This is a genomic window from Citrobacter sp. Cf136 (assembly GCF_030333815.1).
Taxonomy (GTDB): domain Bacteria; phylum Pseudomonadota; class Gammaproteobacteria; order Enterobacterales; family Enterobacteriaceae; genus Citrobacter; species Citrobacter freundii.
This window is the reverse complement of sequence record NZ_JAOWFE010000037.1, coordinates 186950-200575: the sequence shown is the minus strand read 5'-3', so window position 1 is coordinate 200575 and position 13626 is coordinate 186950. Positions and strand designations below refer to the sequence as shown.

The window sequence follows — 13626 nt, the reverse complement described above, 5'->3', positions numbered from 1 at the left end:
GGTGCGATAAATCACAGTTTAGTATTTTATCTTCCCGCTCATCATATTTGTGATACAGCTCACATCAAACCCATAATATAAGCAGGGGATTATGCTTCGCGTGCGGGCCTCTTGTTTGTTCTGTTCTATTCCCCTGTCGTCAGCCAAAACAATCTGCCAGAAGCCGAGGAAACCTGCGTTTTGTCGTGGTAATGTATGTGCTTTGCATTCATGGAATGGGTTTTTAAGATGGCAAAGTTGCGGGTAGGAATCGTATTTGGTGGTAAATCAGCGGAACATGAAGTGTCATTGCAATCGGCAAAAAATATTGTCGATGCCATCGACAAGACTCGCTTTGACGTTGTGCTGTTAGGTATTGATAAACAAGGGCAATGGCACGTCAGCGATGCCAGTAATTATCTGCTCAATTCAGACGACCCGGCGCATATTGCGTTGCGACCTTCTGAGACCAGCCTGGCGCAGGTACCGGGTAAACAAGCGCACCAGTTGATCGATGCACAAAACGGTCAACCGCTGCCGACGGTCGATGTTATTTTCCCGATCGTACATGGCACTCTGGGTGAAGATGGCTCTCTGCAGGGCATGCTGCGCGTGGCAAACCTACCGTTCGTAGGTTCTGATGTGCTGGGTTCTGCGGCCTGTATGGATAAAGACGTGACCAAACGTCTGCTGCGTGATGCCGGATTAAACATCGCGCCATTTATTACGCTCACTCGCGCCAATCGCAACAGCATCAGCTTTAGCGAAGTGGAATCCCGCCTGGGTCTGCCGTTGTTTGTAAAACCGGCCAACCAGGGATCGTCCGTTGGCGTCAGCAAAGTAACCAGCGAAGCCCAATACGATCAGGCCGTTGCGCTGGCATTTGAATTCGATCATAAAGTCGTGGTGGAGCAAGGGATCAAAGGCCGCGAGATCGAATGTGCGGTACTGGGCAACGATCATCCGCAGGCCAGTACTTGTGGAGAGATTGTGCTGAACAGCGATTTTTACGCTTACGACACTAAATACATTGACGATAACGGTGCCACAGTTGTCGTTCCGGCAGCAATTGCACCAGAGATTAACGACAAGATCCGCGAAATCGCCATTCAGGCCTACCAGACACTGGGCTGTGCCGGCATGGCGCGCGTGGACGTTTTCTTAACTGCTGAAAACGACGTTGTGATCAATGAGATCAACACGCTGCCAGGCTTTACCAACATCAGTATGTATCCGAAGCTGTGGCAGGCGAGCGGTTTAGGCTATACCGATTTGATCACTCGCCTGATCGAACTGGCGCTGGAACGCCATGCTGCGGATAGCGCGCTGAAAACCAGTATGTAAACCCGCCAGGATGCCTGATATAGCTATTGGGCATCCTTTACTTCATCATCTTCAACGCGGCGACGGATGATTAATCCGGCCAGCCAAAAGCTAATCACCCAGGTCACCAGCCCTACCGCATAGGTTTGCCACCCCTGCGCTTCAAAACCGAGTAAGCCCACCACGCCGTTGAGAATAAAGATAAGCCCAATAGCGAAGGCATAATAGTGCCAGTCTCGGCGGATTTTAACAGGCAGGTTCATAACGGCTCCGGTGGATATACAACATGAAAACGCATCCTCGCACATTTCCTCATACACGTCTGTGGCCTGTGCGGAATTTCTGAAATGTAAATTAATTTCACTTAAGGTTGCGTAATTGTGATGCTAAGCAAAAAACCGAAATCCAGGAATAATCTCTACCTGAAATTACCATCATTCTGATATTGACATTGCCGATCACCTGTCAGACTCACTTTCAGTTACAGGCATTACGTCAAAAAAAGCAGGTTATTTCCGGAGGTCTTTATGGCTGATTTTACGCTCTCAAAATCCCTGTTTAAGGGCAAGCATCGGGATCCCTCCTCCCTGCCCGGCAACATTGCGTATGCCGTATTTGTGCTGTTTTGCTTCTGGGCGGGCGCGCAGATTTTAAATCTGTTGGCCCACGCTCCCGGCATCTATGAGCAGTTGATGCAGTTGCAAATGCAAGAGACAGGGCGCCCGCGAGTTGAAATCGGCCTGGGCGTCGGAACCCTTTTTGGACTGGTCCCTTTTCTCGCCGGAAGCCTGATTCTTGGCGCCATCGCGGCATTCGCGCGTTGGCGCCGCCGTCATCATAACGATGACTGACCCATACATTTCGCCCGACGATCGTCCACGCGTTTAGCAAACCACGCGGTAGTCAGGTTACGTGTGATCTTCGGGCTTTCCAGTTGAATGCCAGGCAGCATTTCACGGGGAAGCGTTTTCCCCGCCTTCGCTTCCGCCAGCTTATAGACTTTCTCGTACAGCGCGGTCTCTTCAAAGGCCAGGCTGTCGCCTTTTTGCAGCTGACGGCGGATCTCACTCTCGCTCATGTCCAGCTTCCCGGCCAGTTTACGTACCGCCAGCTCCGTTTTGCCCGGCTCGCTGCTGCCATAGAGAATTAAATCACCGTCCATCGCCAGCTTCACGCCGCTGGCTTTACTGACCGCATTCTGGAAAGCTGCATTGCGGCTGGCATACCACCCGGCATTGAAATCGGCGAAGCGGAAAATTGGCGCACTGTAATTCGCCGGGTAGTTAAGCAGATGATACGTACCGAACCACAGCCCACCGCGGCGGCTAAATACTTCCTGGCGCACGGTTCCCGCCATTTTCCACGGGTAGCCGCTGGCATGCTGCTCAGCAAAGGCGATGCTAACCTGCATCGGCCCACCGGTATGCACCGGATTAAGCGAACCAAATAACGTCTGCCCCATCGGTACCATGTTGATAAAATCATCAAAGATCGCGCTAAGCTGTTTTTCGGTTTTCACCGTATCCAGGCGCTCGCTGTAGCTTTTCCCCGTTGGCGAGTTAATCTTCAGCGCGGTATGCACCACAAATAGCGGGATGTGCATACGCTCGGCACGACGATCGATCTCTTTCCAGGCGATTTTACTTAAGTTCGGCACGGCTGGATCCGCCTGGTAATTTGACTCCTGTTGCGCGACCGCCAGCACCGAACAGATGTTTTCAACCGTCGGCGCCAGCTTCTGGCTTTCAAAAGTCTTTGCCAAATCCTGCGCCCATGCGTCCCGGTCTTTCACGCTGGCGGGCATTTTCTGACGCACCACGCTCGCCACATCGACGGCTTTCTCCCCCTTTTTTAGCGGCTGCGCGGGTTGGCTACTACATCCCACCAGCACCAGTGCAGCAAGACCAGACAAGGGGTAAAGACGGGAAACCGTCGACATAACATCTCCTTATTATTAACTCAGTGTATGGGTAACTTCCTGAATATCCTGACCATCAAGCTCTCGTTCAAAGCTGCGCAGACGCTTATAAATAGACATCAGTTCCACTAACGTTGTCCAGGAGTTAATCAGATACTGGAACGAGCCGCGCACCTGGCCAAACACGTTGGTGATTTGCGTCATCAGGCCGAGCGTAATCGTACCGGCAACAATCGACGGAAACAGCAGGAACAAACCGAAAACGTTATCAACCTGCAGGTAAAGAATACGGGCGATATTGAAGTACATATAGTGAAAATAGAGACGGAAGTAATTTTGGCGTACCGCATGAAACAGTTCACGCACCGTCGGTGGCGTCGCACGGTTGCCATCATCTTCGCCATAGACCAGTTCTTTACGATAGGCCGCTTCCACGCGCTGGTTTTTAAACTCCAGCCCTGGAAGTTTTATCCCGACCACGGCCAGCAAACCGGTTCCCATCAGCGACCAGACAATCGCGGCAATCACCAGGCCATAAGGCACATGTCCAACAATCGGCAGGTCAGGAACATGGGCAGAGAGCGTAACCAGTACAGGCAGGAAGGCAATCAGCGTCATAATCGCGTTGATAAAGCTGACGCCCATATCTTCCAGCGTAGAAGCAAAACGCATGGTGTCTTCCTGCACACGCTGCGCTGCGCCTTCGATGTGACGCAAATGCTGCCAGTGCGCCATATAGTGTTCGTTCATCGCGGTACGCCAGCGGAATACGTAGTGGCTGACGAAGAAGTTGTTCATCACGCCAATGACCACGGCTATCAGCGCAATGCCGAGAAAAATGCCAACCTCATGATAGAACTGCTCAATCTTCACCTTGTGTGGTGTGCTGAGCGCAGTTTGAATTAGGTCATAAAATGGCGCGTACCAGGCGTTGACAGCGACGCCGACTTCAACCAGAAACCAGGTCACAAAAATAATCAGCGATGTGCCCAGAATAGACCAGTACTGCCAGCGGTGTGGGCTGTAGAGAAACCAGAACAGCGCGAACACCCCGACACAAAGAATGTAGTACGCATAAAAAATCAGATAATCCAACGACCAGAAACGCGCTGCGCTAATAGGTACGTCTCCCGACGCTCCGGTAATATGTGCAACCCAGGCTCCCCCACCTGCTTGCCAGAATACAACGGCGACAAGTGCCCAAATAAATGCCGAAATAAAGAACGGCCCCGGCTTTGGGAAAAAAGACTTAAACATAGTGCTCTCCTGCTAACTTCTTATCGTTATGACGACTGCTGTGCATTTGCCACCGTGGAGTGCGGAGGCCAGACGGCTTACGCCCAAAAACACAAGCTGAAACCGACAATTGTGACCAAAACCGAGGCACTTAGTTCGCACCTCGGTTATGAAGAATTGTTTCTGTGGTTTTCACACTCGACAACGTTCCAGTATGTGCAGATTATCACAGCGTAAGATCACAAAAGCGAACATCCGCAATCCAGGAAACTCCTACGTTTACTCATCGTTACGTTTTTCCCACTATCATTGGTTGATAAGCGCTTTGCAATACGCCGATGAGTAGTATAAATACGCATACGCACGACATCCTTTTTCACTTTCTCTAACTCATGGACACCACCGTTGAAACGTAGTCTGCTTTTTTCTGCCGCGCTGTGTGCGGCGTCATTGACATCAGTCCAGGCGGCACAGCCTATAACCGATCCGGTTTTCGCCTCCGATATCGTCGATCGTTATGCCGACCATATATTTTACGGCAGTGGTGCTACGGGGATGGCGCTCGTGGTGATTGATGGTAATCAGCGCGTATTTCGCAGCTTTGGCGAAACGCGTCCCGGTAACAACGTCCATCCACAGCTTGATTCCGTGATTCGAATTGCCTCAATCACTAAATTAATGACCAGCGAAATGCTGGTGAAATTGCTCGATCAGGGCACGGTCAAACTCAACGATCCATTGAGTAAATATGCACCTCCAGGTGCACGCGTGCCGACTTATCAGGGCACGCCGATTACGCTTGTGAATCTGGCGACGCATACCAGCGCGCTGCCGCGCGAGCAGCCTGGCGGCGCGGCAAAGCGCCCGGTGTTTGTCTGGCCAACCCGCGAGCAGCGCTGGAGCTATCTCTCTACTGCCACGTTGAAAGCCGCACCGGGTTCACAGGCATCTTATTCCAACCTGGCGTTTGACCTGCTGGCCGATGCGCTGGGAGCGGCCTCTGGTAAGCCTTATCCGCAGCTGTTTGAAGAAAAAATCACCCGTCCGCTGGGGATGAAAGACACCACCTTTACCCCGTCCCCCGATCAATGCCGACGCCTGATGGTCGCGGAAAAAGGCGCCAGCCCCTGTAACAATACGCTGGCGGCAATGGGCAGCGGCGGTGTCTATTCTACGCCCGGCGATATGATGCGCTGGATGCAGCAGTATCTCTCTTCTGACTTTTATCATCGTAGCCAGCAGGCCGACCGGATGCAGACGCTGATTTATCAGCGTACGCAGTTAACTAAAGTGGTGGGAATGGATGTTCCAGGCAGAGCCGATGCGCTTGGTTTGGGCTGGGTCTACATGGCGCCGAAGAATGGCCGACCGGGAATTATTCAAAAAACCGGCGGCGGTGGAGGTTTCATCACCTATATGGCGATGATCCCACAACAAAACGTCGGGGCGTTTATCGTGGTGACCCGTTCTCCGCTAACCCGTTTTACCAATATGAGTGACGGTATCAACGATCTGGTTGCAGAGTTGAGCGGGAACAAACCGCAGGTTATTCCCGCATCCTGAGTTAATACTCAAAAGGCAAACGGTTAATGCTCACCAGTTTGCCTTTATTCATTTCAATGTAACCACCTTTACGCAAAGCCGCGAGAACCTCAGCGACAACCGAGCGGGAAATTCGCGTGCGTTGGTGAATATAGTTCATGACGCCGATACGCGAACGCAGTACGTCGTCCCATTTCATCATGGATATCAGCGTCGCGCGAATCTGATCGTAGGAGTTATTGCCGATCAACTGCAGATCTCGCAATTCAAGCATGGAATTTTGCCATGCCAACCAACAAAAAGCTTCACGCCAAAGCTGGCACTCTTCAATTATATTAATTGTTTGTGAGGCAGGTAGATGGTATCCCGTACAATCGCTTTCCGTGATTAATCTGTATTGTATATCTGTTTTCATCACGCCATCTGAAAGCCCCATAATAAATGGCGCCTGTGCAATACCGACCAGCACATTCTCCCCTCGCCTCAGGGAAATTACACCATTTAAAATGATAAAGGTATCGTCACTGTTTATATCACTGGAATAAATTATTTCTTTATCGTTATCACACTCAAAGTGTTTGCCATATTTCGACAAACATTTATCAAGCTTACCAAATTCCACAAGCGGTTTATTTGCAGACAACATCTGAGCATTCCTTGCAATAAATGCCCGTCAAATCCGTGACGGGCATTTTTCTGAGTTAGATTATCTTTTCTTTAACAACGAGAGATGTCTTACCAGGTATATTTAACGCCAACATTTGCAGACCAGTCTTGATCTACATCACCACCACCGAGGTAGTTAGCATCGGTGTAGGCGCTGAAGTTTTTGGTAAAGCTGAACTGAGTACCCAATCCAACACGTACCGCAGAACCTTCTACACCGTTGTCGATAGAATCGCCGTTTACGTCAGAATCGTTGTTAGAGTCGTCGTAAACGTAGGCCAGTTTGAAGTACGGGGTCAGCGCCTGATCTTCGCTGTAGGCGAAGGTATAACCTGCATCTACACCGAGTTCATAGCGCATGCTGTCATAAGACTGACCGTCAACTTTCATGTCGTTGCTCAGCTTATAATCATCACCAGACTGGAACAGACCGGATACGCTGCCGTATGGCGTTACGTAGCCTGCGTCACCCAGCTTCAGGTCATAACCCAGTTTCAAGCCAAAGCCCCAGGCATCAGAAGAGGTGCTGCCATCAACATACTGACCGTTGCTCATGTTAGCAGACAGATCGTTGTTGAAGTGGGAGTAGCTTAAGTTACCGTCAACAAAGATGTTGTTGTCAAAGCGAGCAGAAGAGTAGATGTAGGCAGTCTGGCTATCCTGATCCACCTGACCGGTACGGTCGCTCATATCACCTTTCGCGAAGCCTGCTGCAGCACCGACAATCCACTTAGCATTGTTACCATCAATTTTGGAATCAACACCAACCATGATGCCGTTAACATCCTGATCGTAGTTAATGGTGCCGTTATCTGCATCGAAGCTACCACCGAAGTAGCTTACCCATGCGCCACCGTTATCAACCAGACCATGACGTGCGTTAGTCAGACGAGTACCAACGGTGTCTTGTTCCAGGTTCCAGATATTGGTGTTAGCAGACGGGATGCTCAGCGCCATGTTCGCGTAGTCTGTCAGTTCCATCTGCTGCAGAACAACGGTGTTACCCTGCTGCTGTGCCTGATAGGTGTAAGCACCGAGGTCAGCTTTGTTGGCTGCAGAGAAGGTGGCAGTGGTATTCACATCGTTAACGTAGATCAGCTCTTTGCCTTTGTAATCAGCAACGGAGCCAGCGCCGGTCGCATTGTCGACACGCACTTTGTAGTTACCGGATGCCGCAACAACGTTGTCAACAGAGCTGTTATCCAGTTCGTCGCCATTGTTGATATCGCCGTTACCGTTAACGGTCAGGTGACCGTCAGAGTTCATTGCGATAGTACCGTAACCGTAGTTAGCCTGAGTGGTATCCCAGGTACGATCGTTCACCAGATCGGCATTCAGAACATAGTCGCTGCTGTGGATGTTGAATACACCAGAAACAACATGGTTGCTGTTATCAGCATAATTGCCGCTGGTCAGTTCCAGTTTATCGGTGTTGAATACTTCAGTATCAAATTGATCAACATTAACATCCAACACACCACCATTCGTTACAGTGATGGTATTGGCATACAGGTTAGAACCCGTCGCCCATCCAGTCGACTCGGTCAAATTAACAGTACTATAGCTGTTAATTGTCAGATGATCTGTATCAACTCGACCACCTTCACCAATATTCAATGAAGAGCTATTAGTTAAATCAATAGTATCTGAAGTCAGCATTGAATCAGAGACATTAACCTGAGAACCATTGTTCACAGCCAGAGTATCAACTAATGAATCCCCAACGGTATCCCACTCAGAACCGTTGTTCAGTGCTACGTTAAACACACCGCTCTGGAAGACTTTATTATCAACAACACGTCCCCAACCATTGGCTTCAGCGGTTCCACCCGGAGTCAGACTATTGGTTGCAACATCAAACATATTTGCTGGGTAGATAGTCTTAGCATCGAAAGTAGCCTGGCCTACCCACTTACTACCATTATCAAGAGTCAGGTTCAGTTCATCAACATTCAGGCTATCGTCAGCCCAACCAAGGTTGGTATCCGCCACACCATCACCGTTGGAATCATGACCAATAGTGTCAAAATTGGCATTCCAGTTACTGGTAAATGCAACATCACCAATCAGCGTTGAGTCGCTGAAGTACACATTGTTTTTCATTGCATAGTCTGAAGAAGAGCTATCGGTGAAAGACAATGCAACATCGCCCGGACCAGTGTAATCACTTGGCTCATCGGAATTACCAAAGAAAGCAGTATTCGATTCCAGAATGTAATCTGAGCCAGAAGTTACAGTTGAGTTGTAGACGTTGATGTTGTTATCCCAGGTATGGGATTCCGTCGTATAGGTGTTGTTGTAAGTATTCCCTTGAGACAGAGCAATGCCAGCAACACGTGAGTTGTTGGAAATATTGATATTGCTTTCTACATCAAGATTAACTGCAACACCTTCGCTGGTATCAAACGTTTCATTGGTGTATTTAGTCACATCACCAGATAAATAAGAATCGGTGAAATACAACGCTTCATAGTCATCATCAATGGTGGAATTAGCAATATTCAGAGTAAAAATATCACCGTCATACCAGTTTCCGTCAACAGCGGTACCATTGTCGAACGAATAGAATTCAATTAAATCGTCATGATCTAATTGATCAAAACGATCGTAGTAACCGCGTGGCAACATAGATGTAATTGAACCATGAATAACAGAGTTACTGATATTCAGCTGATTCACTGCGCCATCAGTGTAGTCATGATTCAGATAATAGGTAGAAATCGTGCCGTTAACGGTATCGCCGTTAAAAGACTGATCAAAATCACCAGCCGCATTATTATAGTAAACAAAACCACTATAATTCACGTAGTTACCATCTACAGTTCCGGCTGCATCCATATTGTCCCAGTTCAGGGCCGTAGTTGGATTGTCGTAGTAGGTCCAGGTATCGTAAGTAGAAGCATTCGCCTGAGAAGTGATTGCCAGAGTGCAGGCTAATGCTAATTGTGAGACTACGAGTTTCTTTTTCCAAGTGTGCATTTGTCATCCCTCCTCAGGGACGTAATATAGTTGATCCATCAATTATCAATGCAAAGAAAACATTTTATGTTTCGCAGGGACGATTATGCGGTTTCATTAAGGAAAGGTTCAATTATTCTTTGCCCGTTGTCCGAAAACGGACAACGTAATAAATCCAAGTTACGCCATTTAAGAAATATAAAAACCAACACTTTCAATCAATTAAAAGCTAACCAACATTCAAACCATACAATTCACTAATGAATCAGAACGCAAACAAATATATAGCCAATAAATAAACAAAATCTATACGCCACGCTATAAAAGCAAACACATAGATATTTAAAATAATAAAAAAACAATAAACAAAATAATGAATATAAATAAATTGCTATGCTTGTGAATAAATTGTGCTAATGATTCATCCCTTCGTTACAGGAAATCCAGATATAACGCCAACTTTCGTAAACCACACGCCCTCAGGTTCGGGTATACTACGGCCTTCGATTCCACAAACATCAGGCATACCATGACAGACCTAATCCAACGCCCTCGCCGCCTGCGCAAATCTCCCGCGCTGCGCGCTATGTTTGAAGAGACAACACTCAGCTTAAATGACCTGGTGTTGCCGATCTTTGTTGAAGAAGAACTCGACGATTACAAAGCTATCGACGCCATGCCAGGCGTGATGCGTATTCCAGAGAAGCACCTGGCGCGCGAAATTGAACGCATTGCTAATGCTGGCATCCGCTCGGTGATGACTTTCGGCATTTCCCACCATACGGATGACACCGGTAGCGATGCCTGGAAAGAAGACGGCCTGGTGGCGCGCATGTCGCGTACCTGCAAACAGACCGTGCCGGAAATGATCGTCATGTCCGACACCTGCTTCTGCGAATACACCTCACACGGCCACTGCGGCGTGTTATGCGATCACGGCGTGGATAACGATTTAACCCTTACCAACCTCGGCAAGCAGGCGGTGGTTGCCGCCGCAGCGGGTGCGGACTTCATCGCGCCTTCCGCCGCAATGGATGGTCAGGTACAGGCGATTCGCCAGGCGCTGGACGCCGCGGGCTTCACCGATACCGCTATCATGTCCTACTCCACTAAGTTTGCCTCATCTTTTTACGGCCCATTCCGTGAAGCCGCGGGCACCGCGCTGAAAGGCGATCGTAAAACCTATCAGATGAACCCGATGAACCGTCGGGAAGCGATTCGCGAATCGCTGCTGGATGAAGCCCAGGGCGCAGACTGCCTGATGGTCAAACCGGCTGGCGCATACCTCGATATTCTGCGTGATATCCGCGAGCGCACCGAGCTGCCGATTGGCGCTTATCAGGTCAGCGGTGAATACGCGATGATTAAATTCGCGGCGCTGGCGGGGGCTATAGATGAAGAGAAAGTGGTGCTGGAAAGCTTAGGGTCGATCAAACGCGCTGGCGCGGATCTGATCTTCAGCTACTTCGCACTGGATCTGGCTGAGAAAAAAATTCTGCGTTAATAACGCCTAACCGGGCCTACAGGTCGTAGGCCCGGCAAGTGAAGCGTCTCCGGTAATCATCACGCCCGATAAAACGGCTTATCTCCCAGAATCGTTGCCCGATGCATAATGCGCCGCTGCGGCAGATAATCCGCATTCGCATAATGCTGCGTCACGCGATTATCCCAAATCGCCACATCGTTGGGCTGCCAGCGCCAGCGCACCTGAAACTCCGGTTTGGTGATATGCGCGAACAAAAAGCTCAGTAACGCCTCGCTCTCTTTTTCCGTGACATCAACAATTCGCGTGGTAAATCCTTCATTCACGAACAGCGCCTGCTTCCCGCCCACCGGATGCGTGCGCACCACCGGATGCAGCAACGGTGGATGTTTAGCGACGGCCTCCAGCCAGCGCAGGTGCTCCTCTGGGGTCTTGCGATATTTATATTCCTGAAATGATTTACGGAAATCATGCTCTGCCCGCAGGCCACTCAGCAACTGACGGAACGGCTCAGACAATGCTTCATAAGCGGCAATCCCACTGGTCCACAGAGTGTCGCCCCCGGTTGATGGCAGCTCTTTCGCCGCTAAAATCGCCCCGGCAGGCGGCGTGTCGATAAAGGTGACATCGGTGTGCCAGTTGTCGTTATCCGGCGGATTATCGTTATGGGTATCCAGCACGATAATTTCTTCTACTCCTTCGGCATGCGGATAGACCGGGTGAATATGCAGATCGCCAAAACGCAGCGCCAGCGCCCGCTGTTGTTGCGGCGTAATCACCTGCTCGCGCAGAAACACCACCTGGTGGCGCAATACCGCATGATAAAGCTGTTCAAACTGATTATCGCTCAGCGGACGCGCCAAATCCGCGCCAGAAATTTGTGCGCCAATATACGGCCCCAGCGGGGTTATGCTCAGACGTTCACTCATTGTACTTCTCCATGCCAGGGCGTCAGACGGCGCTGAAGCGCACGCAGACCCAGTTCTAAAATAAACGCGATAACGGCAATCACCGCGATCCCCGCCAGCACCACATCCGTTGCCAGAAACTCACCGGCAGACTGGACCATAAATCCTAAGCCTCGCGTGGCGGCAATCAGCTCTGCGGCCACCAGCGTCGACCAGCCCCCCCCAAGTCCGATCCGTAATCCGGTGAGGATCTCAGGTAATGCCCCCGGCAAAATAACAAACCACAGCACCTGCGCACGGCTGGCTCCCAGCGATTGCGCGGCGCGCACTCTCACCTGCTGCGCACTTTTCACTCCCGCCAGCGCCGACATCGCTACAGGGGCGAAAATCGCCAGATAGATAAGCAAGATCTTGGAGGTTTCGCCAATGCCAAACCAAATGACCATCAGCGGTAGATAGGCCAGGGGCGGAACCGGACGATACAGCTCAATGATCGGATCGAGAATGCCGCGCATCGTCGGACTCAGCCCCATAGCGATTCCAACCGGAACGCCCAGCAGCACCGCCGCCAGCAGCGCGATAACAATACGTGTCAGACTCGCCGCCAGATGCTGCCACAGGGTGGCATCCATAAATCCCTGCGGACCGGCAATAACGATCAGCTTTTGTAAAACCTGTCCCGGTGGCGGTAAAAACAGCGGACTGATTAACTGCAGCGCCGCCACCGTCCACCACAACGCCAAAATGACGGCCAACGTACCAAGGCTTAAGGTAATCTGCCGCGAGAACGGCCAGCGCCAGTTGAGCGCGCGCTGGCGACGGGGTTTATCATTAATCACCACGCTCATGAAAATGCCTCCCGTTGTTCAAAGACTCGACCTAACACGTACTCGCGCATGGCGATAAACTGCGGATCGGACTTAATGCTGCGACTCGACTCTCCAGCCACAAAGCGACGGGCGAAATTCAGCGGCAGACGCTCCAGTACCCGGCCTGGGCCTGGCGACAGCAATACCAGCTCTGTCGCCATAAACACCGCTTCTTCAATATCGTGCGTAATCAACAGCACCTGTTTGCCAGTCTCATGCCACAGCTTCAGCAGCAGGGTTTGCATCTGCTCACGAGTAAAGGCGTCGAGCGCGCCAAAAGGTTCATCCAGCAACAACAACTGTGGATTGGCCGCCAGCGCCCGCGCAATGCCGACGCGCTGCCGCTGTCCACCGGAAAGCTGCCAGATAAAGCGTTTTCCCGCGTCCTCCAGCCCGACTTTCTGCAACATCTCCAGGGCAATACGCTGACGCTGTGGTTTATCCACCCCCGCCAGCTGCAGACCAAAAGCCACGTTGGCCTGCACGTTACGCCAGGGCAGCAGACCTTCATTCTGGAATACGACCCCGCGATCTGCCCCCGGACCATCAACCCTGTTACCCGCCAGCATGATGCTGCCATGCTGATACGGCACAAATCCGGCAATCAGATTTAACAATGTGGTTTTCCCGCAACCGGAAGGTCCGAGTACCACCAGCAGCTCACCGCTATCGAGCGCCAGGTTGATATCCTCCAGCGCCGGTTTTCCACCGTAGCTGGCGGCAAGATGAGAGATTTGCAGCATC

Annotated in this window: 12 protein-coding genes; 4 read left to right on the top strand and 8 right to left on the bottom strand. The window is 50.7% G+C overall.

Translation table 11 applies throughout. The features are described 5' to 3' along the window. The first annotated feature begins 228 nt into the window (after window positions 1–228). On the top strand, window positions 229–1323 hold the full coding sequence (gene ddlA, locus OGV98_RS14770; RefSeq protein ID WP_003847629.1) for a D-alanine--D-alanine ligase: 1095 nt from the start codon (window positions 229–231) through the stop codon (window positions 1321–1323). A 23-nt stretch (window positions 1324–1346) separates the two neighbouring features. Here ddlA and OGV98_RS14765 read toward each other — a convergent pair whose 3' ends face one another. Beyond that, window positions 1347–1565 carry a DUF2754 domain-containing protein gene (locus OGV98_RS14765; RefSeq protein WP_003021440.1) on the bottom strand — a complete coding sequence of 73 codons (219 nt, stop codon included), beginning with the start codon at window positions 1563–1565 and terminating at the stop codon, window positions 1347–1349. A 264-nt stretch (window positions 1566–1829) separates the two neighbouring features. On the opposite strand from OGV98_RS14765, the gene OGV98_RS14760 reads away from it, so the two are divergent. Beyond that, entirely contained in the window at window positions 1830–2153 is a 324-nt protein-coding gene (locus OGV98_RS14760) for a DUF2755 family protein (protein WP_003021437.1), read from the top strand. Here the strand turns inward: OGV98_RS14760 and OGV98_RS14755 are convergent. After that, the gene (locus OGV98_RS14755; protein ID WP_003847631.1) at window positions 2138–3241 is read right to left on the bottom strand and encodes a DUF1615 domain-containing protein; all 1104 of its coding nucleotides are present in this window, start codon (window positions 3239–3241) and stop codon (window positions 2138–2140) included. The genes OGV98_RS14760 and OGV98_RS14755 overlap by 16 nt on opposite strands. Window positions 3242–3256: 15 nt before the next feature. Beyond that, a complete protein-coding gene (sbmA, locus tag OGV98_RS14750; RefSeq protein ID WP_003836023.1) occupies window positions 3257–4477 on the bottom strand; it encodes a peptide antibiotic transporter SbmA in 1221 nt (406 codons plus the stop codon). A 384-nt stretch (window positions 4478–4861) separates the two neighbouring features. Here sbmA and ampH point away from each other — a divergent pair, with 384 nt between their 5' ends. After that, on the top strand, window positions 4862–6019 hold the full coding sequence (ampH, locus tag OGV98_RS14745) for a D-alanyl-D-alanine-carboxypeptidase/endopeptidase AmpH (protein WP_003021428.1): 1158 nt from the start codon (window positions 4862–4864) through the stop codon (window positions 6017–6019). A 1-nt stretch (window position 6020) separates the two neighbouring features. Here the strand turns inward: ampH and iprA are convergent, their stop codons facing one another. Both iprA and OGV98_RS14735 read right to left on the bottom strand, forming a co-directional pair. Beyond that, the gene (gene iprA, locus OGV98_RS14740) at window positions 6021–6644 is read right to left on the bottom strand and encodes a hydrogen peroxide resistance inhibitor IprA (RefSeq protein ID WP_003847633.1); all 624 of its coding nucleotides are present in this window, start codon (window positions 6642–6644) and stop codon (window positions 6021–6023) included. Between the two features lie 89 nt (window positions 6645–6733). Beyond that, window positions 6734–9643, bottom strand: coding sequence for an autotransporter YaiT-related protein (locus tag OGV98_RS14735; protein WP_138828259.1), 2910 nt, complete (start codon window positions 9641–9643; stop codon window positions 6734–6736). 508 nt (window positions 9644–10151) lie between these two features. Here OGV98_RS14735 and hemB point away from each other — a divergent pair. Continuing rightward, window positions 10152–11126: a porphobilinogen synthase gene (hemB, locus tag OGV98_RS14730; protein ID WP_136345790.1), complete on the top strand. Its 975-nt coding sequence runs from the start codon at window positions 10152–10154 to the stop codon at window positions 11124–11126. Window positions 11127–11185: 59 nt separating this feature from the next. Here hemB and tauD read toward each other — a convergent pair whose 3' ends face one another. Genes tauD through tauB form a run of 3 tightly spaced genes read right to left on the bottom strand, consistent with a single transcriptional unit; the run spans window position 11186 to window position 13625 of the window. Continuing rightward, entirely contained in the window at window positions 11186–12034 is an 849-nt protein-coding gene (gene tauD / locus OGV98_RS14725) for a taurine dioxygenase (RefSeq protein WP_202580729.1), read from the bottom strand. Continuing rightward, on the bottom strand, window positions 12031–12861 hold the full coding sequence (tauC, locus tag OGV98_RS14720; protein ID WP_138828258.1) for a taurine ABC transporter permease TauC: 831 nt from the start codon (window positions 12859–12861) through the stop codon (window positions 12031–12033). The genes tauD and tauC overlap by 4 nt, the downstream gene beginning before the upstream one ends. Further along, complete coding sequence (gene tauB / locus OGV98_RS14715) at window positions 12858–13625, bottom strand: taurine ABC transporter ATP-binding subunit (RefSeq protein ID WP_202580730.1); 768 nt, start codon at window positions 13623–13625, stop codon at window positions 12858–12860. Before tauB ends, tauC begins: the two co-directional genes overlap by 4 nt. Window position 13626: the final 1 nt, after the last annotated feature.

Coding starts and splice junctions, on each gene's coding strand:
- ddlA (WP_003847629.1), top strand. CDS start 229: ATGGCAAAGTTGCGGGTAGGAATCGTATTTGGTGGTAAATCAGCGGAA.
- OGV98_RS14765 (WP_003021440.1), bottom strand. CDS start 1,565: ATGAACCTGCCTGTTAAAATCCGCCGAGACTGGCACTATTATGCCTTC.
- OGV98_RS14760 (WP_003021437.1), top strand. CDS start 1,830: ATGGCTGATTTTACGCTCTCAAAATCCCTGTTTAAGGGCAAGCATCGG.
- OGV98_RS14755 (WP_003847631.1), bottom strand. CDS start 3,241: ATGTCGACGGTTTCCCGTCTTTACCCCTTGTCTGGTCTTGCTGCACTG.
- sbmA (WP_003836023.1), bottom strand. CDS start 4,477: ATGTTTAAGTCTTTTTTCCCAAAGCCGGGGCCGTTCTTTATTTCGGCA.
- iprA (WP_003847633.1), bottom strand. CDS start 6,644: ATGTTGTCTGCAAATAAACCGCTTGTGGAATTTGGTAAGCTTGATAAA.
- OGV98_RS14735 (WP_138828259.1), bottom strand. CDS start 9,643: ATGCACACTTGGAAAAAGAAACTCGTAGTCTCACAATTAGCATTAGCC.
- hemB (WP_136345790.1), top strand. CDS start 10,152: ATGACAGACCTAATCCAACGCCCTCGCCGCCTGCGCAAATCTCCCGCG.
- tauD (WP_202580729.1), bottom strand. CDS start 12,034: ATGAGTGAACGTCTGAGCATAACCCCGCTGGGGCCGTATATTGGCGCA.
- tauC (WP_138828258.1), bottom strand. CDS start 12,861: ATGAGCGTGGTGATTAATGATAAACCCCGTCGCCAGCGCGCGCTCAAC.
- tauB (WP_202580730.1), bottom strand. CDS start 13,625: ATGCTGCAAATCTCTCATCTTGCCGCCAGCTACGGTGGAAAACCGGCG.